Here is a 26,780-nt window from a genome sequence, read left to right on the forward strand (position 1 = left end):
TCTATCAATCCAGCCACTATCCCTAGATGATCTAGATTCTCTACTTTCATTGCAGGCTCCATACACCCTCTTCATTATTAATACATCCCAATTATATCAGTCCCCGCTTTTAATAGCGGAATGTAAGTTGAAAAATTAAGTTTTCGGAGTTAGATTGTTAGACTTCTCCTTGCGCCCCTTGATGAGTTATAAATTTTGGCCGCAGTCTCTTCTGTCAAACCGTAGCTTCAGTGGCATGGAGCTATTGGTTTAAGCTGGTTTGAATTTTGTAAACTTACCCCTTAGTTAGATTCTTCATTAATACCTCCGCTATTAAGGTCATTAACAGCGTCATCCAGGGGGCGAACAATTGCGTTTCTTCCAGTTGGATTAGGGTCAAAAATGGCATCTATGGCTTCATTTAAACTCTCTGCCATAACAATTTGATTACCATAAACTACCACCACCCGAGCGAGAGTGGGCAAACTATTTTTCTCTGCTTCCAGATAAATTGGTTCCACATACAGTAAGGATTCTTCAATGGGAATTACCAGCAAATTACCCTGAATAGCCCGAGAACCTCGGCGATTCCACAAACTAATCCGTTCCGAAATTACCGGATCTTGATTAACCAATGCTTCAATTTGTTCTGGCCCATAGACTAGTCTTTCCTTGGGTAGAGTATAGAGCAACAATTTGCCATAATTTTGTTCATCACAACGGGCAAAGAGCAAGGCAATCAGGTTATTACGGGCGTTGGGAGTGTAAACCTGGGAAAGAACAAACTCTTCTTCTTTGGCATCAATCCCTGCCAATTTCATAATTAAATAATAGGGCGCAATGGGTTGTTGCTCATCGGCATAGGTTTCCTGGGGAATGCGCCATTGGTCTTCCCGATTGTAAAATACGTCAATATCCTCCATGTGGTAGGTCAATAACCGCTCCGATTGGGTACTGAACATATCCACCGGATAACGAATATGACTTTTTAAAGTGGCGGGCATGGAGCTAAAAGGTAAGAATAATTCGGGAAATATTTTTTGCCAGGCATTAATTAACGGATCTTGTTTATCAATGGTAAAAAGCCGCACATCGCCGTTGTAGGCATCTACCAAAATTTTGACCGAATTACGAATGTAGTTAAAGTTGCGCCCCGGTTGGTTAGCATCTCCTTCCCCCGGATCGGAATAGGGATAGTAGTTGCTGGTGGTGTAGGCATCAATCAACCAATAAAGGGTGGAATGTTCTTCTCCTTTTACTTTGGCTGTTACTAAGTAAGGATCACGGTCAAAGCGTAAAAAGGGAGCAATGTGGCGGATGCGATGGTTAATATTACGACGAAATAAAATTCTGGTATCAGGCTTAAAGTTCTCCGTGAACAGCATTTGCCAGTCCCGCAAATAAACGGCAAATAATAATTTTCTGATGGGAGAATTCAAAAAAATGCCACCCCGACCGTCATAAAAGTTGTAAACGTTTTCCTCGCCACTGGGAAAATCTAGTTCAGGAATGGCGGTGTTGGTCATGATGTAGTTATCAGTAATCTCACCAAAATAAATGCGGGGCTTGCCGATGGGAATACTGGTGCGGATCAGTTCACTGGAGGTGCGCAGAGCGCCTTCGTTTTCGTCAGTACCAATATCTTTGACAAAGTAATAGGGCAAACCCCCTTGGTCCACTAGATTAACGGGGGAAAGGGTGAAACCGTAGCCGTGGGTATAGACCAAATGTTTGTTTACCCAGGTTTGGGCCTTTTCTGGCACAGCGGTGTAGTCCAATTCCCTGGGGGCAATGAGAACCTGTTGTTTGGCTGTGCTGATGGTTTGGGTGTCGTCTTTTTGCACCCGGATGGTGTAGCGGTCTAGGTCAGCATCAACGAATTTATAGTAAAGCCGAATTTGTTGTAGTTGCCGATTGGTTTTCAGCAGGGTGATGGGGTCCCAAAGGCGGATATTGTCCAGGGTGAGTCGGTTTTTTTCTAGACTAGCCGGGGTGAGTTGGCCACGACCACTGAGGGTGGCGGGCTGAATAATTTGTAGGTTAAAAGCTTCCCTGGTGGCGGCGATGTTGCGGGCAAGATAGGGCCTTTCCCTGGTGAGTTGATTGGGTTGCACCACCAACAGTTCGATCGCCCAACCGCCCAGGTTTTGCAGTAGCAGAATTAAAAGATAAATAGACATCGGCAACCAGAGGCCAATGAGGGGTAACTGTCCCCGTCGCTGGGGAACACTGTTTCCTTTCCCTAGGGGCCAACCTTTAAGGCTCAACCATCCCGACCAAAGGGCGATCGCCACGCTGAAAACTACTAGCCCAGTTTCTACGGGTAAACGCCAATGAACATCAGTGTAATTGGCTCCATAGACAACGCCATGGTTAGCAAACAAATAATCGTAACGTTTTAACCAATGCTCCACGGCTAGGGTGGCGGCCAGAGCGGCGACCAAGGCACTTAGATGTCTCAACTGAGCTGAGGAAAAGCCAGGAAATCGTCCCTCCGATAAACTATTACCGGATTTAAGAATAATTAGAGTTACCGCCAACAAACTGAAGAGAAATAGTCCCCGCCACCAACTCTCTAGCAACTGCCAGAGGGGAATTTGGAAAATATAAAAGCTAATATTGCGGTGAAATTGGGGGTCAATGGCATTGAAGGACTGACTGTTAAAAGAAAGCAACAATCGAAACCAGTTGCCCGACAGCAACAGTCCCCAAACCCCACTCAAAATAAAAACTAAGCCTGGTAATAGCCTGGGACCCCGTAATACACCAATGAGGGCTAAAACTCCGGCCAAAGCCGTTGCTCCTAATTGGGCAGGCCCATTGCCGAAATTGGTAAACAACAAATGAAGCCGAAAGGGTTGGGGCACCGCCGGGGTGATATTGGGCAGAGTATAGTCTGGGGTCCACACTTGAATGGTGATGAAAACGTAATACATCACTAGGGCCACCAGAATCAGCTGTAGGGCAATAATCAGGGGCAGTAGAACGGGTAATTGTAGAGAACGGGAATGGGCTTTTGGCCCCACCGGCGGCTCGGGCATGGGCAAGTAACGGGAGCCGATCGCCACGGGCACTGGTGCAGAAGCAGCTTGGGCAAGGGCAAGGCTTTTCAGTTGGGCTTCCTCGTGGGCCAGACGGTTAGCGACTTTGACCTGGAAAACGACAAAGGCCCAGGAAATAAAGCCTGCAACCAACGCAATGCTCCCCTGCCAGCGCACCCGCTTCCAAAAGACGGACTGGAAGTTTAACTCTCGGAACCAGAGATTTTCCACATAGATGCGGGCAATGACTTCCAAACCAACCCAAGCGATGGCCAGAACAATCGCCACCTTGACCCACCCTTTCATGGCCCTAACTCCCTTGTTTTGCAGTGAACCATTGGGAAAGTTTTTTGATCCCCCAACTACTGATGGCACCCAAAATTAAAATACTAATGGCGGGATTGAACAGGGGTAGCCAGAGTTTTTGCCAAATTTGATAGCCCAAGGGAATACCGGTGGATTCCCCCACCACAGCGATGGCAAACCAGAAAAAGCCCAGCAGCACCAGGAATACATCGGCAATCAAAATACAGTCTAGCCAGGTTAGTAGTAAAGTTTTCATACAATTTGCATCCAATCCAGATAATCATGTCGGCGACTGATTTCTGCTTAGCGGTGGGGCCGGGGCCCCCAATTGATACCCATGGCAGGTATTTGTTTCCCATCTTAATCCTTTGGTGGATGGCCTCCGTTAACTAGCCGCTTGGCCCCAGGGAGTGGGCGATCGCCAAGCTGTTAACCCTCGCCTTGGTAAACCAACCATGACGGTCTAGGTTGGAAAAACTAATGTGTTGCTTAAACTTCCCTTGGAGAAACTAACCATGATGAATGCCATCAAACAAATTAGCTATTTTCTAGCCGGCGTGGTGCTGATGGAAATGACCCTCACAGCGGCGATCGCCAGGGCCGATGACCGGGATGTGACGGCCCAGGAAAGACAGAGAATCGTCCAAGTACTCAATGGCATGGGCTGTAATTCCTTTGATGATGCTGAGTACGAAATCGACAAAAAACGTTTTGAAATTGACGATGCAGTTTGTGCCGACGGGCGGGAATATGAAATTTATCTAGATACCAATTATCGAGTTATCAAGAAGGAATTGGATGACTAACCCTAGTCAATCAGGAAAAAATTGGGCTTTTCAAAAACAAAACGGACTACATTTGTTTTAGAACCTGTTCGTCAAGTCCAATTCTGCTCCTTAAATTTTCTAATGCCTTAATGTCGGGGGACTTTAAGTTTTTCCCGTCAAATGGGGGGGCAAGGAGGCTTGGCAAACACCACCTTAAATTTTTGACTTTCCTTAGCCGAAACCAGCATGGATCCCCTGATTGCTCCCCTTGCCTTCCTGCTTGTCATTGCCCTGGGCTCTGCTGTGGGTAGTTTTCTCAACGTGGTGGCCTATCGCTTACCAGAGGGTTTATCCCTGGTGCATCCCCCTTCCCGTTGTCCCCACTGTGGCCACCCACTGGGGCCAAAAGAAAATGTGCCAGTGGTGGGTTGGCTTTGGCTACGGGGTAAATGCCGTTGGTGCCAAGTCTCTATTTCCCCCCGCTATCCCGTGGTGGAGGCTGTTACGGGTTTATTATTTGCCCTGACCTGTTGGCGTTTTGGTTGGCAGTGGCAAATCCTCGGCTACTGGACATTAATTAGTTTTTTAATTGCCCTAACTTTAATCGACTGGGACACCATGACCCTACCCAATAGTCTCACTAAACCAGGACTGGTGCTGGGGCTATTATTTCATTTACTGCTGGGTTGGCAGAGCGGCAATTGGATTATTCCCTTGGTGGAGGCGATCGCCTCGGCGGTATTGGGGCTATGGCTGTTTGATTTGATCCGCATGGGAGGGAGTCTGTTGCTCGGCAGGGAAGGCATGGGGGACGGCGATCCCAAATTAGCGGCCATGGTGGGAGCTTGGTTGGGCTGGCCATCATTGCTCTTGACCACATTCATTGCCTGTCTATTCGGTTCCATCTATGGCGGTTTAAAGCTATTGCTGGGCACATTGCAACGGCGACAGGGCTTTCCCTTCGGCCCCTTTTTGGCGATCGGTGCCCTCGTCAGTCTCTTTTGGGGTGAAAAACTGATTGCTAGCTACTTAAACTTTGTGACCCCACAATTTTGAACTTTTGGGTGTCGTTATTGCTTCTTACAGCGGTTACAGTACTTGAATGAAACAGTAAAACCTTTGCAAAAGTGGGTTTACCGCTCTTCTATCAGAAAAGGGAAGATGGAAGAGTGATAATTCCGAGTGGGGATCGAAACCTAAACGTTGAAGCGGAAGAGCAAAACATCTCCTTCTTGCACCACATATTCTTTGCCTTCACTGCGTACCAAACCCTTTTCTTTGGCTCCTTGCATACTGCCACAGCTAATTAAATCTTCATAGGCCACGGTTTCTGCCCGGATAAAGCCCCGCTCAAAATCGGTGTGAATTACTCCCGCCGCTTGGGGAGCTTTCATACCACTGATGATGGTCCAAGCCCTGGTTTCCTGGGGTCCCGTGGTCAGGTAGGTGCGTAGCCCCAGCAGTTCATAGGTAGCTCTAATTAAGGATTTTAATCCCCCTTCCGTCACCCCCAAGCTAGCCAAAAAATCCTGTCGTTCTTCCTCCGGCAATTCAATCAGCTCCGATTCCACTTGGGCCGAAATCACTACCACTTTTGCTTCATCCTTGGCGGCGATCGCCTTTACTTGTTCCACCCAATCATTGCCGGTGGCCAAATCATCCTCGGTGACGTTGGTGGCATAAATGATCGGTTTGAGAGTCAGTAAACCCAGGGATTTAATTAATTCCTGTTCCTCCGCCGTTAGTCCCACCCGTCGGGCTGGAATACCCTCATTGAGGGCGGCGACTAATTTTTCCAAGATGGCCACTTCTTCCAATAGGTCCTTATTGCCCCGAGCTTGCTTGCGACTGCGTTCTAATCGTTTTTCCACCTGGGCTAAATCCGCCAGCACCAACTCTAGATCAATCACCTCCACATCCCGCACCGGATCCACCGAACCCGCCACATGGATAATGTCATCGTCATCAAAACAGCGCACCACATGGACAATGGCATCTACTTCCCGGATATTGGCTAAGAACTGGTTCCCCAATCCCTCTCCCTTGCTGGCCCCTGCCACCAAACCGGCAATATCAACAAATTCCATCCGGGTGGGAACTACCTTAATCGATTGGGAAATCTCTGCCAATTTGCCCAGGCGATCGTCCGGCACAGATACCACCCCCACATTGGGTTCGATGGTGCAGAAGGGGAAGTTGGCCGCTTCCGCCTTGGCATTGGCCACCAGGGCGTTAAAGAGGGTAGATTTTCCCACATTGGGCAGACCAACAATTCCAGCTCTAAGCATAATGTCTAACTATCTTGAGGATGATTATGGGGGGCAAAACAGTCTCCCATCGTACCAAAATCAGGTGGGCACTACATCACATTGGCAGTCTCCCACAGTATTAAACCGCTTGTGATTTTAGTGAACTTGATGCAAATTCACGGGAATTTATAGACAATACCGCCGGACTCACTGGCTTCAAACGTGGCATTAAATTCGATCGCCTTTTGGTCTAAATATTCCTTGGCTTCCTTACCTTCAATTTCTGCGGCCTTGCAAAATTCCAGCACGGTAATAGTGTTGTCATTTTCTTCTAGAACTTGAAAGAAAATTTTTCTGAGGTTCTCCGAGGCTTCCATGCTTATTTTTTGTCGTTGCTTTCTGCCATCATGGACTGCACTCCAAAGTAGCCCGCCTCCCAAGACGCTCATCGGTAAAGCAAAAATCATGAGGGCCGCTGCGGCTCCATCCCGGTCCTCCTGGGACTTGGTGGAATCAAATATTTCCACCACACAGTACAGTCCTAAAGGCAATCCCAAAGAGAGCAAAAGAAAGGCCAAAATCTGCTTAATCAGTTTCATTATTTTAGTAAGCTGACAAAAGTGAAATTGGGCAAAAATTCAAGCAACACCTCCATTGAGGCACTATTTTGCCATTAATACCACCGATGAGCGGGGTTGGACCCAATATTGATCGCCCTTGATAGGAGGAGCAATTTCTGGCTCTTGAAAATCCGCCGGGGTGGGCAGATAGGTATCCACCAGTCGGTGCCACACCATACCATCATTTAAAGGGGGCAACTCAAAACTGAGGGGTTCCCAATAGGCGTTAAAAATTAGATGCAAAATTTCCTTGGCTGCTGGATAGAATAGTGTGGCCGCCAAGGTGTGGGAAGTATAGGACCAATCGGGCTGGGCCAGTTTTGCCCCCTGCCAGACCACACAGGGTCCAGGTAAATCCTTGGTAGCCTTGAGGTACATTTCCCGCAGAGTCACTTCATCCACTGGCGGGAGGGGTTTATAAATAGGCTCCTCCCCCTCCTGGCTATCCTCCTCGGAGCCGTCATTTTCATCGGGCAAGCGGGGCAGGTCAAAATGTAGCACCGGCAATAAACTTTCCTCAAGGAAGAGGGATAACTTTTGGGTCAGGGCAATAATTCCCCGCAAAAAGTGGGTTTCATCGCTGTGGGTTTCTTCCCCGCTCCAGTCGAACCAACTGAGTTTGTTATCTTGGCAATAGCCGTTATTGTTACCCTTTTGGGTGCGCCCCACCGGGTCTCCCATCAATAACATTGGTGTGCCCTGGGAGAAAAAAAGAATGGTAAGAAAATTTTTAATCTGTCGCAGTCGCAGTTGGTTAATTTCAGGATCATCGGTTTCCCCTTCCACGCCGCAGTTCCAACTAAAGTTGTCATTGGCGCCGTCGCGATTATTCTCTCCGTTGGCTTCATTGTGTTTTTCGTTGTAGGAAACCAAGTCGTAAATAGTAAAACCGTCGTGACAGGTGACAAAATTAATACTGCGGTTAATGTCCGTATCTTGACGATGGTAAATGTCAGGACTACCCAGTAAGCGGCTAGCTAGGAGGGGTACAGTGCCATTATCCCCTTTGACAAAACGGCGTACATCGTCCCGAAAGGGGCCATTCCATTCCGCAAACCAGTCCGCCAATTCCACAAATTTCCCCACGCTATACAGACCAGCCGCATCCCAGGCTTCGGCAATTAATTTCGTGCCAGCCAAAATGGGATCGGATTCGATCGCCCAGATAACGTTAGCGGTGGCAATGGCACTGTCATGGAGGGGCACTCCTTTGGTATCTCGCACCAGTACCGAAGCGAGGTCGAAACGGAAACCATCCACGTGCATTTCTGAAACCCAGTAACGGAGGGAATCAAGAATTAGGCCGCCGACGATGGGGTGATTGGCTTTGATGCTGTTGCCGCAACCACTATAGTTGCTGTAGGAACTCTTGTCTTCATCAAGAATATAGTACACCCTGTTATCAATGCCCCGGAAGGAAAGGGTCGGGCCATTTTCGTTGCCCTCTGCCGTATGGTTAAACACCACATCTAAAATTACCTCTATGCCCGCTTTGTGCAGGGCTTTGACCATATCCCGAAATTCGTCCACCACTTCCAGGGGATCATCGGCGGCACTGTAGCCCTGGTGGGGAGCAAAAAAGCCGATGGTGCTATAACCCCAATAGTTGGTCAGCCCCGGTTGGGCGTCTTCAGGGTCAAAATAATGCACCGGCAATAATTCCACCGCTGTAATACCCAGTTCCTTGAGGTAGGGAATTTTTTCAATTAAGCCGGCATAGGTGCCCCGCTTGTTTTCACTGAGCCCGGAATTGGGGTTGCGGGTAAAACCCCCCACGTGGAGTTCGTAGATAATGCTGGCGGCGTAGGGCGTACGGGGAGCATGGTCATCTTCCCAGTCGTAGACACTGGTGTCCACCACCACACTGCGTAGGGCCTGGGCACAGTTATCTCCGGGAACCATGGCCGCTTTGCGGTCGTAAATATCCTTACCGGCGATCGCCTTGGCGTAGGGATCGAGCAAAACTTTATCTGGATCGAAGCGATGGCCCTTTTCTGGCTCGTGGGGGCCATCAATGCGGTAAGCGTAAACCTGTCCTGCCTTTAAACCCGCCACAAAAATGTGCCAGTAGTAGAAAGTCCGGTTCTGCCCTCGATGGAGCTCAATGGTGCGGGCCGGGGCCGGATCATTAGGGCGATCAAACAACAATAGCGTCACCTTTTCTGCATGCTTGGAAAACAGGCAGAAATTGACCCCATCGGCATAAACCGTTGCCCCCAACGGAAAAGTTTGGCCTAGGCGGACATCGGTGGACAGGTTGGGAACAGGTATCAACTGTGGCACGGGCAATTCCAAAAATTGTTCAGACTCTTTCCTTTAAAGCTAGCAAACCTTTGGAAAAGGGAAACAATTCCGATCGCCATGGCCAGATGGAACTGTTCCTTCCCTAGGGGCAGGAAGTTGGGCTAGAACCGCCAGGAAAAAGTGAGAAGTTAAAACTTCTGGGGTAATGGGCTCTTATCGTTCCTCACCCTAGCCCCGGTGGCAAAGGTTCCCCACAAATTAAATGCACTTCCTTGATGCGCTCAAACAACCAAGGTACGGACTCTCGATAAGCAGGCAACAGTGCCAAGGGACTGAGCAAAGCGGCGGCGGTTAAATCTGCCACGGTCAATTGATCACCGCACAGATAGGGGCGATCCCGCCAACCAGCTAGCACCTGGAAAGCTAAGTCTAATCGTTTTTTGGCCAGGGCAACGGTGGTGTTATTGATGTTGTACTGGTGACGGACAATTTGAATAACTATCTGACTGGCCAGGGATGGATCAATGGCCTTGCCCGCCCCAGCTCGGTAGTCGTAATAAACAAACCGGGTTGCCGTACCAATACTCTCATCCAGCCAATCTTCCAACCATTCCGTCCTTAATCTCTGTTCAGCATCTGGGGGAAACAAACGGCGATCGGGGGAGATTTCCTCTAAAAAACGGAAAATTTCGCTGGAATCACTGATATATTCCGGTTGCCCTGGGAGTTCTGGACAAAGCACCGGCACCGTAGTGGCACCGGTCTTGGGTTTAAGTTGCAGGGCATGGACACCGGGGGTTAAATTTCTAACTCGGTAAACCATGCTCTTATAACCCAGGGCCAGCCTGGCTTTGCGGCAATAATGGGAAGTGCTGAATTGGAGCAACAACATCCTAAGTAGCCAATGTGCGACGCTTCATGGTCATTTCATAGGCTTCGATGATGTCTCCCTCTTTCCAATCGTTGAACTTGCTACAGCCAATACCGCATTCATAGCCGGCATTAACTTCCCGCACGTCCTCCTTAATACGTTTGAGGGAATCAATGTTGCCTTCAAACACCACTTGGTCACCCCGACGCACCCGTAGGTTACGGTTCCGGATAATTTTGCCCGACTGGACGTAACAACCGGCAATGTTGCCCCGACCCACAGGGAAGACCGCCCGCACTTCTGCCGTTCCCAGGGAGGACTCAATTTCTTCGGGATCCAATAGACCTTCCATGGCCCCTTGGATGTCATCCAGAAGCTTATAGATAATGTCGTATTCCCGAATGTCCACCCCTTCCTGGTCGGCCGCTTGACGGGCCCCACTGGCCAAGGTGGTGTTGAAACCAATGATAATTGCTCCACTGGCGGCGGCTAGGTCCACATCGGTTTCCGTTACCTCTCCAGGGGATGCTAACAGAACCCGGATCTGTACTTCCCCTTGGGGTAATTGTTCCAAGGAACCCAAAATCGCCCCCACCGAACCTTGTACGTCCGCTTTGAGGATAATATTCAGTTCTTTGAGTTCCCCTTCCTGGGCCTGGGCAGAAATACTGCTGAGGGTCACCTTGCGGGAAGACATGGCTTGTTGCAGACGGGTTTGACGGTCTTCCATGGCCCGGGCTTCGGCCTGGAGACGGGCATCCTTTTCATTGGTGAAGACTTCAAACTCATCCCCAGCGGCGGGCACATCCCCCAGACCAAGGATTTCCACGGCGAAGGAAGGACTGGCTTCTTCCACCTTGTCGCCCCGGTCGTCGATCATGGCTCGGATTTTTCCGTACACAGCCCCCACCACAATGGCATCCCCAACCCGGAGAGTACCATTTTGGATCAAGAGGGTAGCCACAGGGCCCCTGGTGCGGTCTAGGTGAGCTTCGATTACCGTACCTTTGGCTTGACGTTGGGGGTTAGCCACCAATTCTTCTACTTCCGACACCAGCAGAATCATTTCCAACAAGCCATCTAGGTTGTCGCCGTTGAGGGCACTGACGGGCACCATGATGGTGTCTCCACCCCATTCTTCGGCCAGGAGACCAAGCTCGGATAACTCCTGCTTAATGCGATCGGGATTAGCTTCGGGCTTATCGACTTTGTTGATGGCCACAATTAAGGGCACGCCGGCGGCCTTGGCATGGCTAATGGCCTCTTTGGTTTGGGGTTGCACACCGTCATCGGCGGCCACCACCAGAATGGCAATGTCTGTAACCTTAGCTCCCCGGGCCCGCATGGCGGTAAAGGCTTCGTGGCCAGGAGTATCGAGGAAGACAATCTGTTCGGTTTTGTCGTTGTGCTCCACTTCAACGTGGTAAGCACCAATGTGCTGGGTAATGCCCCCTGCTTCCCCTTGGGCTACCTTGGTTTTGCGAATGGAGTCCAACAGGGTAGTTTTACCGTGGTCTACGTGCCCCATGATGGTAACCACGGGGGGACGACGCACCAGGTTATCCAGATCCGCTTCGTCGAGCATTTCTGTGGTTTTAGCAGCGGCGGCCACTTTTTCGGGGGTTTCCACTGCCACTTCAAAGGATTCGGCCACCATGCGGGCGGTTTCTTCGTCCAGGGTTTGGGTAATTTGTACCGCTACCCCTTTGAGGAAGAGCCGTTTGATAATGTCCGTTTCGGAAACTTTTAACAGATCTGCCAGATCCCGGACAGTTAAGCTCCGGTCCAACATGATCACTTCTGGTTTTTGCACCACTTCCTTCCGGTCGCGGCGATCACCACGGTTACGGGAACTGCTGCTGCTACCACTGCCGGCCTCGGACTTGAGGGTCGGCTTTTTAACCTTGGCCACAGTGGGGGTGCTAGGTTTAGCTACCAAGGATTTTGGTTTGGGAGGACGGGCAATGGAAAGACTAACGAGGGTGGGCTTGGGACCATTATCCCCATCTATATCCAGGTCATCGTCATCGTCGTCCATCTTGGGCCGTCGTTTGCCCTTGTTGGCCGCCTTAGCTTTATTGGCTTTTTCGTCTTCATCATCCTCCCATTGATCCGGTTTACCAAGGCGAGGAGGGGTGGGACGTTTTAGCTTCGGCTTGGGTTTTTCGGTGGAGAGCAGATCACTGTCATCGCCATCGTTATCTCCATCGCCTCCTTTGCCCCGACTGAGGGGAGGAAATTCCAGCAATTCTGGTAAATTTTCGTCCTCTTCGGGCCGGGGGGGCTTGGGACGGCGCAATTCTACCTTGGGCTTGGGGGGCTCCGGAGCATTATTGGACTTAGGGGCCCCAACCGGGACCGCTAGTTTTTCCTCTTTATCGTTATTGGCGGAGCGACTCTGACCGCGGTTGTCCTTAAGACTGACAATTTCCGGACGGTTAGCTTTGGGCTTGGCTGGAGCAGCGGGCTTGCCTGGACTGGAAGTGCGGCTGGGAGGCCCTGCTAAACGGGGAGCCGCAGCAGTTTTCTTCGCCGGGGAGCTGGGAAGAACCGGCTTACTGGGGGGCGTTTGTAGGCTGGGTACAGGGGGAGGAGTCAGGGAAGGGGGAGCACTCTTCAGGGTCTCATTAGGAATATCTTCCTGTTTCTGCACCTTCGGGGCTGGAGCTTTAGCCACGGGGGGCTGGGGTGGAGTAGGGGCCTTCGGTGCCTGTAGTTTTGGCCTGGGAGCAGGGGTGGGGCGGGCCGGAGATGCAGCGCCGGATTTCTCCTGTTTGTGGTGGATTGCTAAAATCTTTTGTTGCTTGGGATCTGACTTATCCTCTTTCGACTCTGGCTTAGCGGCCACTCTAGGCTTCTTTGGTTGCTGGGGGGTGAATTTTTCGGCCGCCGCTTTGATGCGCTCCGCATCGGATTCACTAATGGTACTGCTGTGACTTTTGGCGGCCACGTTGAGCCGTTCGCAGATGTCTAAAATATCTCGATTCTCCAGATTTAATTCTTTTGATAGGTCATAAATTCTGACTTTGGCGTTGTTCATCCACTGTCCCCCTGACTAATGATCCATAAATTTAATAAGTGACAAATTGGTTTAGGTGAGTGCAAAGACTGGGTGCACAGACAGAGCACTAACTCTTTCCAGGGGAATCGTCCCCGGGAACGCTTTGCGGAGTTGATAAGGTGAAGCCGAGATGGTAGATGGTCTTACTCCTAATGCTAACTAACGATAACTGCCGCTGGGTAAGTTTCGGCAAGGGGCATCCATGGTGGTGGATAGGGAGAGGGTTTATGACAGGGCCTCAGGGAGTGGCGAGAAGACGAGCTTCTAGTTGCTCAAAGAGATGGCTGGGGACTGGGGCTCGGAGGGCCCGCCCCAACAGATTTTTGTGGCGAGCCTTACGCAGACAGTCATGGGTCGGACATAAATAAGCCGATCGCCCCATACCGTGATCTAATTGTACAGTTCGGGATGGATAGACTCTGACAATTCGCCAAAATTGTCGGCGATCGCCTACTTTGCGGCAACTGAGGCAACGACGGTATCCGGGGGCCATGGTCAACGGTGGGCTAGAAATGGTCAGGACAAATTAGCAGAAAGCTGGCATTGTCAATCTTCCCTAGCTTAGCGCTTCTTCATCCCCTAACTCCGGCCCTTGGTCTTGGTCTGATTCCTCCAGTTCTTCTTCCCCCCCGGCGATCGCCTCGGCAGTGGACTCCAATTCTTCTGCTTCTTCCGCTTGGAGGGCGGCCATTTCCGCTTCTAATTTAGCCTGGGCTTCCTGTTCCGCTGCTTCCCGTTCTGCCCTGGCCTGGGCAGAAGCCGCCGCCCGTTCCAAAATAGATTGTTCAATGGCTTCCTTATCCCGGGCATAGGTTTCGGGGTCTTTGATGTCAATTTTCCAACCAGTTAAACGGGCTGCCAAACGGACATTTTGCCCCTCCTTACCGATCGCCAAACTAAGTTGATCCTCTGCCACAATTACCAGGGCATGGCGCTCCTCCGCATGGATGAGGTAAACCTGGTCCACCCGGGCTGGGCTAAGGGCCTGGGCAATGTAGGTAGCGGGGTCTGGGGACCAACGGATCACATCAATTTTTTCTCCCCGTAATTCATTGACCACCGCGTGGATTCGGGAACCCCGGGCGCCAATGCAAGCCCCCACTGGGTCTACGTCCCGCTCCAGGGTATCCACGGCAATTTTAGTGCGGGGCCCTACAGAGGGGGAAGGGGGTTTAGCTTCCCTGGCCACTGCCACGATGCGCACCACTTCTTCTTCAATTTCCGGTACTTCCACACTGAAGAGGTCCACCACCAAACCGGCCGCCGCCCGGGAGACTACTAATTGGGGCCCCCGTTGGGAGCCTTCCCGTACCCGTTTGAGATACACCCGGAAAGTGGAGTTAGCCCGGTAATTATCATTGGGCAACTGTTCTCGCTTGGGCAATTCCGCTTCCACTTCTGGCTGGCCAAAACTACTCTGGACCGCCACAATGATCGATTGACGCTCAAACCGGAGGGCCCGGGCATTGAGCACTGACCCCTCCAGATCTTGGAATTCTTCTTGGATAATTTTTCGTTGTTGATCCCGCAGTTTTTGCAGTAGCACCTGCTTAGTTTGGATGGCGGCCATGCGCCCAAAGTCTTTCTGCTCCGGGGTCACATCCAACACCACTTCGTCCCCCAGTTGGGCTTCTTGGGCCACTTCTAACACTTCCTTGAGGGAAATTTGTTGGTCAGAATTTTCCACTTCCTCCACAATGCGCTTGGTGGAAAGCACCCGAAAACCCTCTTCCTCCGTGTCTAGTTCCACCTCAAAGTTATTGAAATATTCTTCGGGGAATTGGTGCCCCATCAACTGCGATCGCCGAAAACGTTCGTAGCCCTTCAATAAAGCTTCCCGCAGGGCTTCTTCCACCGCCGTGGTGGGCAAATTATTGCGCTTACTAATTTCACTGATCATGGCCGGGAGCCCCGGTAAACTGACAAGAGACATGGAAAATCCTCCAAAATGTTTGCGATAAGGCTCTAGGCCGTCCCCAGAGCTAGGCTGGCTAAATTCTGGGGTCAATCAATGGGGTAGCTGCACCGTTAACCCCGCTGCCAAAGGAATAGCTACGGTTCTCCCCCTAATGCTCAAGTACACCGCCTCTCCATCTCGCCCCTGTAAACTCCCCTGCCACTGACTTTGACCCTGGTGGGGATTGTCACTGGTAACCATCACTTCAAACCCTTTAAAGGCAATAAAATCTCGCTCCGTGGCGAGGTAGGGGGAAATGCCTGGGCTAGAAACTTCCAACACGTAGGCGCTGGCTATCAAACTGCTTTCCTCTAATTGGGCTTCAAAGCTCCGACTAAAGGCTTCACAGTCATTTAGGCTAGTATCCTGCTGGAGATTACGGACATCAATCCGCAATACCGGTGGACGTTTATTGGTTTGGAACACCGCATCCGTCACTTCCAGCCCCAAATCCTCAGCAATGGGCTGTGCTAATGCAAGAATGTCGGGAATTACGGGATGGGTCATTGAATACAATTGGGCATAAAAAAAGCGGGGGACACCCACTTCTGGAAAAAAGTCCAAGATTGGGGCAGACCGCACCGTTGCGTATCTACTCTCCGTCTAGTTTAGCAAATCTTCGTTGCCATCAGACCGAATCTCCCCAGTCCCTAATTGATCGCCTCACCTCATTCCCTTTTGCCGGTGACGATATAGGAAACCCGTTGGGCGATGTTAGTGGCATGATCGGCCATTCTTTCCAGGTGGCGGATCACCAAGGCCATGAGCAAAATGGGTTCCACCACTCCTTTGATATCCCGCTGAAAGGCGAGGGTTTTATAAAGGCGATCGTAGGCATCGTCCACCACATCGTCCATTTTTTTGACAATTTCCCCGGCGTTGGGGTCTAGCTGGGTCAGGCAAACGAGACTCTGGTCTAACATGTGTTGGGCCTGCCAGGCCATGGCGGCAATGTCGTCCATACAGGGATGGGGCGGATAACGGGTCAACTTCATGGCAATTTCCCCCAAATCCTGGGCATAGTCGCCAATTCTTTCTAAGTCCCGCACTAATTGCATAATGGCGCTGAGTAGGCGCAAATCTTGGGCCACGGGGGCCTGGAGGGTGAGAAAACTGGCGCATTCCTGTTCAATGTGGCGGTAGAGGCGATCAATTTCCTTTTCCAATTCGACAATTTTGAGGGGAGTTTCCAATCTATTCTCAAACAAGGCCTGGTGACTCATGCGGAAGGATTCCTCCACCAAAGCCCCCATGCGGAGTACATCCTGCTCCACTCGCTTGAGGGCTTGCTCAAAATAACTACGTTCGGGATTGTTAATCTGTTGGGATAAACTGGCGGCCATGGCGGGAATGGGGAGGGAGAGAGCAATGGAAACAACTGGGAGCGGGGGCGGAGCCTCAAGTCTGCCTAACTATCTAATTTTTGGGAAAAGTCCTGATTTTAATGGGTCAATGTTAAGAGGCAGCATGGGACTTTACCAAGGAATTCTTGGCAAACAAACTATTGAGCTTTATTCAGGAAGAACAGCATGCCCAAATCCGTCGTTAATTTTAGGTTGAACGGCCAAGCCATGGCTCGGCTAGCTCCCCCATTGAGAATAGGTGTGTTCATTTTACTGCTGGCCATTGCCTGGTTGCCGTTTTTGCTGCCCCTATCCCTGGCGATCGCCGATGCCAATTTGCGTTCCATTGTGGTGATGGGGATTTTATTTTTAATTTTCCTCATCTTGCTAATTTTTTGGAGTCATTGGTGTTACCAAACGCCGCTGTCCCTAAGGGCTTATGGGGAGTATGGTTTGGGCTGGAACCGCCGCCAGAGAGTGGAGTTATTACAAGGGCTGGGGCTGGGTTTTGGTTTTACGTTCGGTTTGTTTATCATCCAGGCGTTGTTGGGGTGGGCGGTGCTGGAACCCGCTGGCGATCGCCTCTGGGCAATTATCCTACAGGGGAGCCTTACGGGGCTGGGGGTGGCCCTGGCGGAGGAATTATTTTTTCGGGGCTGGTTGCTGAAGGAGTTGGAACAGGGTTACAGCAGGGGAGTTTCCCTGGGCAGTAATGCCATCATTTTTGCCGTGCTCCATTTTCTTAAGCCCCTGGGGGAAGTAATCCGCACCCTACCCCAATTTCCCGCTTTGGTGTTGTTGGGTTTGAGCTTGGTGGTCACGAAACACCGCCACGGCGATCGCCTGGGGCATTGCATTGGTCTCCACGGAGGATTGGTGTGGGCTTATTACATTGTCAATGTGGGGCAGTTGATCAGCTATACCGATAGGGTACCGGCCTGGGTAACGGGCATTGATCAAAATCCCCTCTCCGGGGTGATGGGCATTGCCGGTTTATCCCTTTTACTCTTGCTGGTGAGCCGGGGACAGAAAGCTTCGGTTTAAACGGACTGGCCCTTAATTCCGGTAACGAATTGCCGCAACTTCAATAAACTCACCGTCTGTCCCAAATTTAAGGGCAAGATAGAAATGCCTTCCAAACGGGATTGCACCCAGCCATCGCCCCAGTACCATTCATGGAAACCGTCAATGGCCCCACTGAGTATGAGGCGTAAATGGTCGTCCCCCACCCGGTCCACCGTTTGGGTTAAGGTGGCAAAACCAATGCCAGTGTGGAGCGTAACACCGGGGACGAGACGTTCCGGTAAACCTTCCCCCAGGGGGAGGGGCGCTAACCATTGCCGCAGTTGGGGAATTTTGGTTAAGCTGTCCCGAATTACCGGCGCCGCCGCTTCTACTTCAAGGCGGAGTTGGCTATGTTGAAAATTTCCCAGCATGGCGAGTGTGAGTTCAGTTAATGCATTGAACAGATCAAACTGTCCCTAGCTTAACGAGAAACCAGTCCAAAGCAAGGAATCAATACTTTCTGGCAACAATATATTCGGCGATCGCCTGGAGAGGCTGGGCGGAGGGGCCAAAGGGTTCCAGGGCGGCAATGGCTTGGTCAATCAAACTTTGGGCCTGGGCCCGAGAAGCTTCCAAACCGAGCAGACTGGGATAGGTGGCCTTTTGGGCTTTGACATCTTTACCGGCGGTTTTACCCAATTCTTCCTGGGTGGCAGTAATGTCGAGGATGTCATCCACCACCTGAAAAGCCAAACCAATGTTTTGGGCATAGCGAGCCAACCTCTGTTGTTGCTCCCCACTGGCCCCCGCCAAAATCGCCCCAGTGAGCACGGAAGCTTCCAGTAACGCTCCGGTTTTATGGGTATGGATAAAAGTTAAAGTTTCCGGCGTAATGTCTGTGCGGCCCTCCGATTCCAGGTCTAGGACTTGACCCCCCACTAAACCGGCTGCCCCCACAGTGCGACCTAAACGGGCAATGACCTGGAGCAAAGCTTGGGGATCGGCTTGGGGAGTATGGGTGACTACATACTCAAACGCATAGGCCAGCAGTCCATCCCCGGCCAAAATGGCAATGTCTTCCCCGTACACTTTGTGGTTAGTGGGTTTCCCGCGGCGAAAATCGTCATTATCCATGGAGGGCAGATCGTCATGGATGAGGGACATGGTATGAATCATTTCCAGGGCACAGGCCGTGGGCAGGGCCAGGGCTTCATCGCCGCCACATAGTTCACAGGCCGTAATACATAAAATAGGGCGCAGTCGTTTTCCCCCCGCCAACAGGGAGTAGCGCATGGCTTCGTAAATCTTTTCGGGGCGGGCGATCGCCAGGGAACTATCTAGGGCTGCCTCGACCACGCCTTTTTTAATTTGTAAGTATTGGGCTAAATCAAAGTCGGTTCGTGTTTGTTGGGCAACCATACTGTCACTGGATACTGAATAACGGTGTTGGGCAATGGCCGGGGACGGCACCTACGGCCCATTTTACAGGTAGGGGTGATGGAAGAAACCTAGGATAGGGCACGAATGGCTTCCAACAGGCCCCGGGCTTTATTGAGGGTTTCTTCGTACTCTTTTTGGGGATCGGAATCCGCCACAATGCCCGCTCCGGCCTGCACCGATACCCGGTGGGTTCCATCAGCCTGTTCCTGGACCACCATGGTACGAATGGCGATCGCCGTGTTTAATTGCCCTTCAAAATCGTAATAACCATATACTCCAGAGTAGGGCCCCCGCCGTTCCGGTTCCAGTTCATTAATAATTTCCATGGCCCGGATTTTGGGTGCACCACTGACAGTGCCAGCGGGAAAACAGGCCTTCAACAGATCCCAGGCCGTTTTATCGGCAGCCATTTCCCCAATGACATTACTAACAATGTGCATAACGTGGGAGTAACGCTCAATCACCATCAATTCATTGACCTTAACGGAACCCTGCACACAGACTCGCCCCAGATCGTTACGTCCTAAATCCACCAGCATGACGTGTTCAGCAATTTCCTTGGGATCGTTGAGCAATTCTTCCGCTAACTGTTCATCTTCTAGGTGGGTTGTGCCCCTGGGTCTAGTACCCGCAATAGGCCTAACCGTGGCCACGAGTTTCCCGTCCGGTTGCCGTTCCGCCTTCACCATTACCTCCGGGCTGGAGCCAATAATTTGCCAATGGCCAAAGTTGTAATAGGCCATGTAGGGGGAAGGGTTAATCAGCCTGAGGGAACGGTATAGCTTAAACGGATCATCCCGATAAATGGTGGAGAGGCGTTGGGAGAGCACCACCTGGAAAATGTCCCCCGCAGTAATGTAATCCTTGGCAGTGGTCACTTCCTCTAAAAATTTGCCCTGTTCGGTATTGCTGGCGTAGTGCAGTTCTTTGCCTTGGAGTTGCCCTGGACTCAATAACTCTAGGGGAGTGGCATCGGGGGGCAGGGGCAGTTGCAATTGCAGAACCAATTTGGTCACCCGTTGACAGGCCGCTTGGTAGGCGGCTTCCAGGTCTACATTCTCTCCCCGCAGATCCGCAAAGGCGATCGCCCAAATTTTGCGTTTTACCTGGTCAAAAATCAGCAGATGATCCACCTGCATCCAAATACCGTCCGGTAGGTCTTCGGGCTGGGGTTCATAAACGGGAACTCTGGGTTCCATCCAACGAATCAACTCATAGCCCCAAACCCCAAATAGCCCACCAATGCCCGGAGGTAGCTGGGGTAAATTCACCGGGCGGATAGATTCCAAACATTGGGACAAAATATCTAGGGGATTGCCCGTAAATGTCTGCTTCTGGCCATCCCGCCAAACTAAATTGGTTACCATCCCCCTGGCTTCCAATACCCACATTGGGTCACAACCAAGGAAGCTATAGCGGCCAATATTTTCTCCCCCTTCCACCGACTCCAGCAGGAAATTGTAGGGTTGGGTGGAGCAAACTTTATACCAAGCAGAAACTGGTGTTTCTAAATCCGCCACCCATTCTTGATACACCGGAATAAAATTACCGTGTTGGGCGAGTTCAGTGAAGTGAGAAAACCCAGGGGAAATCATAAAACCTTTGCCAACAGTGAAAGAGCGAACTGTCAAAGGTGCAGTGGTGCCTTTAACAAATTCGCCCGTTAGTTAAACTTCTGCCAATTGTGCAAGTTCCGCAAGCAAATATCGCCAGGAACTAAACCTCGTAGGGGGCTTTACCGGAGAACTTGATGGTTACAGGTTCTGGGTTTTGGCCAATGCGGCGGGTTTTGGTACCTTGGGCTTCCCGACCTTCGTTGACTTTTTCAGGGAAAACGCCATCGGCGGGGTGCAGGTATTGAACTTCACCGCTGGGATAAACACGGTAAATTTTGTAGTCTTGAATTTTGGGTTTAAATTTTGTCCGTAGCTGGGTTCCGAGGGCTAAACATTGTTCTTTGCGGGCTAGATAAAGGAGATTTTCCCCTTCATTCATAATTGCCGCGCCGCCGGTGGGCATTTCAAAAACTTGTTCAGAGGCGCTGGTCCAGGTGATGGCATACTTTTCTTCCCGGTTGGCCTTGGAGAGAAGTCCACCAGTGCTGCCACCGAATTTAGGCGGTTGTCCAGAGAGTTCTGTCATAGGGATGAAAATGGAATTTCATAAGGTATTTTAGGGAATCCTACCACTGACCTACGGTTACCATCTGGCTTTGTCAAGAACTGTAACATTTCACCAAATTTTGTCCCCCGCTGCACCGGGTAGCGGATCTCTGCTAGAACCCCTAGTAGGTTGGTGTAATCAAGATAGAATCATAGGAGTTTTGGCAAGGAGATTATGGGGACTTCCGTGTCCAATCCGACGGCGATTTTACAGACCCTGCAGGGTTTTCTGCGGAAATGGTGGTCTGAGTTTAACCTGCAAACTCGGTTGATGGCGGCGGCCACCCTGGTGGTGTCCCTATTGATGAGTGGGCTAACTTTTTGGGCAGTAAATACAATCCAAGAGGATGCTCAATTGGTGGATACCCGTTTTGGCCGGGATGTGGGTTTGTTGTTGGCGGCCAATGTTGCCCCCATGATTGCCGATAAAAATTTGACGGAAGTGGCCCGGTTTTCCAGTCGCTTTTACGAAAATACTTCTAATATCCGTTACATGATCTATGCTGACCCCTCCGGCAAGATCTTTTTTGGCATTCCCTATTCCGAAGAAACCGTCCAAAACTCCCTCACCCTAGAGCGGCGTATCGAATTACCCCAGATTGATCCCCACAACTTTGACCAGCCTTTTGTGCGGCAACACCACACTCCCAATGGCGATGTCACCGATGTCTTCATTCCCCTGCAATACCAGGGCAAATCCCTCGGAGTTTTGGCGATCGGGATCAACCCCAACCCCGCTGCGGTCAACTCTTCCAACTTGACCAGGGATGTGACCATTGCTGTTTTTATTTCCATCTGGGTGATGGTAATTCTCGGGGCTGTATTCAATGCCCTCACCATTACCCAACCGATTAAGGAATTATTGCTGGGGGTAAAGAACATCGCCGCCGGTAACTTTAAGCAGAGAATCACCCTGCCCTTCGGGGGGGAATTGGGGGAATTAATTGTTAACTTCAACGAGATGGCGGAGAGGCTAGAGCGCTATGAAGCCCAAAACATTGAAGAGTTGACTGCGGAAAAAGCCAAACTGGACACCCTGGTTTCCACGATCGCCGATGGGGCCATGTTAGTGGACACCAACTTGGAACTATTGTTGGTCAATCCCACTGCCCGCCGCCTATTTGCCTGGGAAAATAAGCCCATCATTGGCGAGAATCTACTGGAAAATTTACCCCCGGAAATCACGGCCCAACTGACCCAACCCCTAAGAGAATTGGCTGCTGACCAGGGAAGCTTGCTGTTTGCCCCCGGCCATGGGCCTCAAGAAAAAGAGGAGGATAAAACCTATGCCCCGGAAGAATTTCGCATTAGCCTCACCCAACCGTTTCCCCGCACCATTCGTCTGATGTTGACCCAGGTGTTGGATCAAAACAGGGAAAATTTACGGGGCATTGTGATGACGGTGCAGGATATTACCAGGGAAGTGGAATTAAATGAAGCCAAAAGTCAGTTCATCAGTAATGTTTCCCACGAACTGCGTACCCCCCTATTCAACATCAAATCCTTCATTGAAACCCTGAGCGAGTTTGGGGAAGATTTGAGTGAAGTGGAGCGGAAGGAATTTTTAGAAACTGCCAACCACGAAACCGATCGCCTGAGCCGATTGGTCAACGATGTGTTGGATTTATCCCGGCTGGAATCCTCAAAAATTTACCAGTTGGACGCGGTGGATCTGCATCAATTAATTGAGCAAAGTTTACGTAGTTACCAACTCAATGCCAAGGATAAACAACTACAGTTGGAAAAAATCTTGGATCCGGATCTACCCCTGGCTCTGGGCAACTACGACCTACTCCTGCAGGTAATGACCAATTTAATTGGTAATTCCTTTAAATTCACTAAAGCCGGGGGGAAAATCATTGTGCGGGCCTATGCTCTCCACCGCAGTAACCTCAGGGCAGAAGATGGCCCAGGACTAGTCCGGGTGGAAATTTCCGACACTGGCATTGGCATCGACCCAGAGGATCAAGCGGCTATTTTTGAGCGTTTCTTTCGGGTGGAAAACCGAGTCCACACCCTGGAAGGTACGGGACTGGGGCTTTCCATTGTCAAAAACATCATTGCCAAACACCAAAGCCAAATTCATTTGGTCAGTGAGGTGGGGGTTGGTACCACCTTTTGGTTTGATCTAGCGGTATATCAATCAATGTTGATGGTGGTGGGCTAGATTTTCTTTTGTCGGCGCTGGTTTAAAAGGCAAATTTTTCTCTCTTTAGGTTAGTTTTGCCTTTAACCAAGTTTTTACTTCCTGGGCTGTGCCTGGGGCAAGGAGCACACCATTGCGGTGATGGCCAGTGGCCAAGAGAACATTGTCATAGCCATCCAGGGGGCGGATTACCGGCGCACTTTCCCCCACCGGCCGAGGACGTTTCCCACTCCAATAATTAATAATTTCTGCCCGTTCTAAAAATGGATAATAGGCGATCGCCTGTTGCCAAAGCTTTTCCCTTAGTTCAGTATTAGGCTCTCCACTGGGACAGTCGGCGGGAAATTCCACGGTGGCCCCCAACCAAAATTGGCCATTGGCAAGGGGGACGAGGTGAATATCTTCTGTAGTCAAGACCGATCGCCAAGGGGAATGGTGCAGGGGATTATAGGCGTCGGCAAATTGTAGTAGGAAGGCTTGGCCAATCACTGGCTGTAACTGCAATAGTGGATTTTTACCATTTGCGGTCCCTACTAGGGGATCACTGCCTAGGCCGGCGGTGACGATAACATAGTCCACCGGAAAATCATCCTGGCTGGTGGGCAAACTCTGGCAATGTTTACTAACAGTAGCCGGAGGCAGAGAATGAACAGTTTGCTGGAAATGGCAACGCACTCCCCGTTGTTGGGCTGCTTCAATCAAACTTTGGGTGAGAGCCTGGGGCTGAATTTGCCAATCCCAGGGGGAATAGATGGCTCCGGCCATGGCTTCGTAGTCCAAAGACCAGCCCGATAATTTTTGTTCAACTTCTGCCCTAGTCCACAATTCCAGGGGATAGCCCTGACTGCGACGCACAGTTTGCAGTTGTTGCCAGCGGGACCAATCCTCTTCCAGCAAGATTTTTACTAAGCCTTGGCGATCGCCGGGAATGGTCTTGCCTGTGGCCGCTTCTAGTTCGGGTAAAAGGGTGCGGTATCTCTGTAAACTCTGTTCCCGCAAGCGCCAACCCCGGCCCTTGGTTTTCTGACTAATGACCGCCATCAAAATGCCTAAGGCTGCTCCAGTGGCTCCTTGGGCTGGTGCCTGGGCATCAAACAGGTCAATGGTTAACCCTGGCAATCCACTAAGCTCATAGGCGATGGTGGCCCCCACCACCCCAGCTCCGACAATGGCTACTTTTGGCATTGGTGAACTTTGCTGATGCTGAAAATCTGATCATAGGGGAAAATTTCCGGTTTTGCTCTCACCCTAAAAGGACTGTTGCCCCGTATCCCAGAAAATAATTGCCTCCTATCCCGGCCAGCAGCAATAAATTTTTCAAAATACTTTTAGTTTCTAGAATTTTTTAATCTGTAAATTCTAGACTTTTAGAGTTCAGGTATTTAGCATTCTAGGTATCTAGACTAAAATGCAACAAAGTTGCTAAAATACTTTAAACTAAGAAATCTAGTAACTAAGTTAACTAAAATTAAAGCAATGCTAAATTCTAGCACTGTAAACTCCATGGGCAAAATCAGTAAAAATTTTTCCACCAAACAGACCACCATCCGCCTGGAAAGCAAACTCATGGAGCGGATTGGTAAGCTCTGTGCCAAGGAAGGTTTGAGCAGAGAAGTTTTATTTGAGGCTTTATTCGAGCACTATCTGGAAGACAAAGAGGCCTGGGCCGCCATTCTGGAACAGGCGAAGCAAAAGGCTGAATTTCGCCAGGCGATCGCCAACCATAAGCGGGCAAAAACGATGATGGAAAAGTTTGGTTAGAAAAATTGAGAGAATTACCAGTATTTTTCCCATAAACCAGAAAATTTAAAGTAGATCCGCCAGAATATCGGTGATTTGAGCTTGGTGCTGGTGGCGGTTATCGTCGTAAATCATCAGGGTATTTAAATTGCTGTGGCGACTTAGTTTTTGCACTTTGCGAGTATCACCATTGGTAGCTTCTAGGGCGGCGGTGATGGCGCTGTGGCGCACTCGGTGGGGACTCATAACTTTATTGATCCCGGCGGATTCTGCACTGGTGCGGACGATGTTATAGATGGCGTTCCCACTGAGGCGATGGCCAAAAGTTGCCCGGTCGAGGGTGCAAAATAGGGGCTCATTTTTAGGGCGGGGCCCAATAGCAGTTAACCATTGGTTAATTAAAGCAATGCCTTTAACGCTGAGGGTGATGGCCTGTTTGCCTAATTTTCCCTTGCCTTTAATAAGTAATTGACGCTCCGTTGGCTGATAGTCCCCCAGGTTAAGAGCGCACACTTCCGCCCGTCGGAGGGCATTGTCCCAGAGCAAACGCAGAATGGCTAAATCCCGCTTACCTTTGAGGGAATCAGGGGTAATGTGGTCGGTAATTTGTTTGAAGGAAGTGGGGCTAACTCCGGTGGTATCCCGATAGGTTTCTGCTTTTAAACCTTCCACATCTTCCAGGGTGTACTGACATTTTCCTACCCGACGGGCGTAGTTTACCAAGCTTTTGATCGCCGCCAATCGCACATTAATGGTGGCTGGTTTCAATTCCCTTTCTAATAATTCCGCCCGATAGCGTAAAACCATGGCGATCGCCTCGAAGTGATCCAAGCTTAAAAACCAGGCAATGACATCTGGGGACGGTTCTTCCCCGGCCATGGTGAGGAAAAAATCCTTTAACGCTTTGGCATAGGTTCTCCGGGTATTAGGCGATCGTTTATCCCGCAGTAGTTCTTCGAGGATGTTTTGGTTAAGCCCAGATAAATTGGTAGGGGAAGGGAGAAACATAGGGGGAAAGTTGTTGTTTTATTCTTGCTCTTTAACCATCAGGCAAAGTTCTATAACTTGACGGCAGTCGTGGGCCCCACTCTGATCCGTTACCCTAAAAGCAGAAAAGGAAAGGCCGCAAACCCTCCCTTTCCAACCAAAATTTGAACTTTAAAGGAGGTGTAACCCATGACTGAAATGGATAGCCCAAGGTTTTATGATTTGTTTCGTAAGGTAGCCAGCTTAGAAAAGCGATTAACTAAGCTAGAGGATGGACATCAACAGCTAGATAACATTCTTGATCCAAGCGGTTGGATAGGGGAAGCATTTGATTTGCAGGAGCAAGACCTGGAAGCTATCAAAGCTGAGATTAAAGGATTACAGGCAGAAGTTAATGGCAAGTTAGATGTGATTCTGAGTCACCTAACCGGACTGAGCAAAGACTAACAGTAAGCATTGTTAAACCACCATCACCCTGGCCAAAGCCGGGGATTTTTATTTGGGGGAGTGTCAAAAAAATAAAAAAATTAGGCGATCGCCAATTTGGGCAACCATTCTTGAAGTCGCTCCAAGGCTGATTGTGAAAGTAAAGACTTTAGTTTCTGAAAATCATCGGGGTTAATTGTCTTAACTCCCAAAAGCTCTACGGCGATCACATTCCTGTTTTGGTCATAGTCAACAATAATGCCGTCTGCAATTTCTTCAGAGTCAATCCCAGGTTGATCTGCCAGCCGAAAATAGACTGAATCAACTTCTGGGTCATATTCGATATTGTTCATTATTTACCTCTGGTTTATGGTGAAAATCAAGGATGCGGAAACATCCATTATCACATCCTTAATATAAGATAGCCCCCAGACAG

At 50.2% G+C, this 26,780-nt stretch carries 24 protein-coding genes; 6 read left to right on the forward strand and 18 right to left on the reverse strand.

The window, feature by feature from the left end:
- Positions 1–281: 281 nt before the first annotated feature.
- Together IQ217_RS02945 and IQ217_RS02950 are read right to left on the reverse strand one after the other, a co-directional pair.
- On the reverse strand, positions 282–3,395 hold the full coding sequence (locus IQ217_RS02945; protein WP_194018863.1) for a UPF0182 family protein: 3,114 nt from the start codon (positions 3,393–3,395) through the stop codon (positions 282–284).
- Entirely contained in the window at positions 3,331–3,582 is a 252-nt protein-coding gene (locus IQ217_RS02950; protein WP_194018864.1) for a hypothetical protein, read from the reverse strand. Before IQ217_RS02950 ends, IQ217_RS02945 begins: the two co-directional genes overlap by 65 nt.
- Before the next feature lie 226 nt (positions 3,583–3,808).
- On the opposite strand from IQ217_RS02950, the gene IQ217_RS02955 reads away from it, so the two are divergent.
- Both IQ217_RS02955 and IQ217_RS02960 read left to right on the forward strand, forming a co-directional pair.
- Positions 3,809–4,132, forward strand: a complete 324-nt coding sequence (locus IQ217_RS02955; protein WP_338116576.1) for a PepSY domain-containing protein — start codon at positions 3,809–3,811, stop codon at positions 4,130–4,132.
- 207 nt (positions 4,133–4,339) lie between these two features.
- A complete protein-coding gene (locus IQ217_RS02960) occupies positions 4,340–5,149 on the forward strand; it encodes a prepilin peptidase (RefSeq protein WP_194018865.1) in 810 nt (269 codons plus the stop codon).
- Positions 5,150–5,289: 140 nt separating this feature from the next.
- Here the strand turns inward: IQ217_RS02960 and ychF are convergent, their stop codons facing one another.
- From ychF to phoU, 9 genes are all read right to left on the reverse strand, one after another.
- A complete protein-coding gene (gene ychF, locus IQ217_RS02965) occupies positions 5,290–6,381 on the reverse strand; it encodes a redox-regulated ATPase YchF (RefSeq protein WP_194018866.1) in 1,092 nt (363 codons plus the stop codon).
- 137 nt (positions 6,382–6,518) lie between these two features.
- Positions 6,519–6,941: a hypothetical protein gene (locus tag IQ217_RS02970; RefSeq protein WP_194018867.1), complete on the reverse strand. Its 423-nt coding sequence runs from the start codon at positions 6,939–6,941 to the stop codon at positions 6,519–6,521.
- Positions 6,942–7,004: 63 nt separating this feature from the next.
- On the reverse strand, positions 7,005–9,245 hold the full coding sequence (glgX, locus tag IQ217_RS02975; RefSeq protein WP_194018868.1) for a glycogen debranching protein GlgX: 2,241 nt from the start codon (positions 9,243–9,245) through the stop codon (positions 7,005–7,007).
- A gap of 184 nt (positions 9,246–9,429) precedes the next feature.
- On the reverse strand, positions 9,430–10,098 hold the full coding sequence (locus IQ217_RS02980; protein ID WP_194018869.1) for a glutathione S-transferase family protein: 669 nt from the start codon (positions 10,096–10,098) through the stop codon (positions 9,430–9,432).
- 1 nt (position 10,099) lies between these two features.
- Entirely contained in the window at positions 10,100–13,117 is a 3,018-nt protein-coding gene (infB, locus tag IQ217_RS02985) for a translation initiation factor IF-2 (protein ID WP_194018870.1), read from the reverse strand.
- Between the two features lie 259 nt (positions 13,118–13,376).
- Complete coding sequence (locus IQ217_RS02990; RefSeq protein ID WP_190597250.1) at positions 13,377–13,631, reverse strand: YlxR family protein; 255 nt, start codon at positions 13,629–13,631, stop codon at positions 13,377–13,379.
- Positions 13,632–13,694: 63 nt separating this feature from the next.
- Entirely contained in the window at positions 13,695–15,071 is a 1,377-nt protein-coding gene (gene nusA / locus IQ217_RS02995) for a transcription termination factor NusA (RefSeq protein ID WP_190597252.1), read from the reverse strand.
- A 75-nt stretch (positions 15,072–15,146) separates the two neighbouring features.
- Positions 15,147–15,602, reverse strand: coding sequence for a ribosome maturation factor RimP (gene rimP / locus IQ217_RS03000; protein ID WP_190597254.1), 456 nt, complete (start codon positions 15,600–15,602; stop codon positions 15,147–15,149).
- A gap of 161 nt (positions 15,603–15,763) precedes the next feature.
- Positions 15,764–16,438, reverse strand: coding sequence for a phosphate signaling complex protein PhoU (gene phoU, locus IQ217_RS03005; protein ID WP_190597256.1), 675 nt, complete (start codon positions 16,436–16,438; stop codon positions 15,764–15,766).
- Positions 16,439–16,624: 186 nt separating this feature from the next.
- Between phoU and IQ217_RS03010 the strand changes: the two genes are divergently transcribed.
- Positions 16,625–17,482 (forward strand): CPBP family intramembrane glutamic endopeptidase, encoded by an 858-nt coding sequence (locus IQ217_RS03010; protein WP_194018871.1) that lies wholly within the window; start codon positions 16,625–16,627, stop codon positions 17,480–17,482.
- On the opposite strand, the gene IQ217_RS03015 is transcribed toward IQ217_RS03010, so the two are convergent.
- From IQ217_RS03015 to psaD, 4 genes are all read right to left on the reverse strand, one after another.
- Entirely contained in the window at positions 17,479–17,874 is a 396-nt protein-coding gene (locus IQ217_RS03015) for a hypothetical protein (protein ID WP_194018872.1), read from the reverse strand. The two genes, IQ217_RS03010 and IQ217_RS03015, sit on opposite strands and share 4 nt — an antisense overlap.
- 79 nt (positions 17,875–17,953) lie before the next feature.
- Positions 17,954–18,862, reverse strand: coding sequence for a geranylgeranyl diphosphate synthase CrtE (gene crtE, locus IQ217_RS03020; protein WP_194018873.1), 909 nt, complete (start codon positions 18,860–18,862; stop codon positions 17,954–17,956).
- Between the two features lie 89 nt (positions 18,863–18,951).
- Positions 18,952–20,478 carry an anthranilate synthase component I gene (gene trpE / locus IQ217_RS03025; RefSeq protein ID WP_190597264.1) on the reverse strand — a complete coding sequence of 509 codons (1,527 nt, stop codon included), beginning with the start codon at positions 20,476–20,478 and terminating at the stop codon, positions 18,952–18,954.
- 121 nt (positions 20,479–20,599) lie between these two features.
- Positions 20,600–21,025: a photosystem I reaction center subunit II PsaD gene (gene psaD, locus IQ217_RS03030; protein WP_010871317.1), complete on the reverse strand. Its 426-nt coding sequence runs from the start codon at positions 21,023–21,025 to the stop codon at positions 20,600–20,602.
- A 195-nt stretch (positions 21,026–21,220) separates the two neighbouring features.
- On the opposite strand from psaD, the gene nblS reads away from it, so the two are divergent.
- Positions 21,221–23,212 carry a two-component system sensor histidine kinase NblS gene (gene nblS / locus IQ217_RS03035; protein ID WP_190597266.1) on the forward strand — a complete coding sequence of 664 codons (1,992 nt, stop codon included), beginning with the start codon at positions 21,221–21,223 and terminating at the stop codon, positions 23,210–23,212.
- A gap of 45 nt (positions 23,213–23,257) precedes the next feature.
- On the opposite strand, the gene IQ217_RS03040 is transcribed toward nblS, so the two are convergent.
- On the reverse strand, positions 23,258–24,376 hold the full coding sequence (locus tag IQ217_RS03040) for an NAD(P)/FAD-dependent oxidoreductase (RefSeq protein ID WP_194018874.1): 1,119 nt from the start codon (positions 24,374–24,376) through the stop codon (positions 23,258–23,260).
- A 318-nt stretch (positions 24,377–24,694) separates the two neighbouring features.
- On the opposite strand from IQ217_RS03040, the gene IQ217_RS03045 reads away from it, so the two are divergent.
- Positions 24,695–24,952, forward strand: a complete 258-nt coding sequence (locus tag IQ217_RS03045; protein WP_228016722.1) for a carboxysome distribution maintenance protein McdB — start codon at positions 24,695–24,697, stop codon at positions 24,950–24,952.
- A gap of 45 nt (positions 24,953–24,997) precedes the next feature.
- On the opposite strand, the gene IQ217_RS03050 is transcribed toward IQ217_RS03045, so the two are convergent.
- Positions 24,998–25,939: a tyrosine-type recombinase/integrase gene (locus IQ217_RS03050; RefSeq protein WP_194018876.1), complete on the reverse strand. Its 942-nt coding sequence runs from the start codon at positions 25,937–25,939 to the stop codon at positions 24,998–25,000.
- Between the two features lie 168 nt (positions 25,940–26,107).
- On the opposite strand from IQ217_RS03050, the gene IQ217_RS03055 reads away from it, so the two are divergent.
- Entirely contained in the window at positions 26,108–26,365 is a 258-nt protein-coding gene (locus IQ217_RS03055; protein ID WP_199309594.1) for a hypothetical protein, read from the forward strand.
- Positions 26,366–26,445: 80 nt separating this feature from the next.
- On the opposite strand, the gene IQ217_RS03060 is transcribed toward IQ217_RS03055, so the two are convergent.
- Positions 26,446–26,697, reverse strand: coding sequence for a DUF2283 domain-containing protein (locus IQ217_RS03060; protein ID WP_194018877.1), 252 nt, complete (start codon positions 26,695–26,697; stop codon positions 26,446–26,448).
- Between the last annotated feature and the right edge of the window lie 83 nt (positions 26,698–26,780).

The sequence above is a fragment of the Synechocystis salina LEGE 00031 genome, assembly GCF_015207985.1.
GTDB classification, from domain to species: domain Bacteria; phylum Cyanobacteriota; class Cyanobacteriia; order Cyanobacteriales; family Microcystaceae; genus Synechocystis; species Synechocystis salina.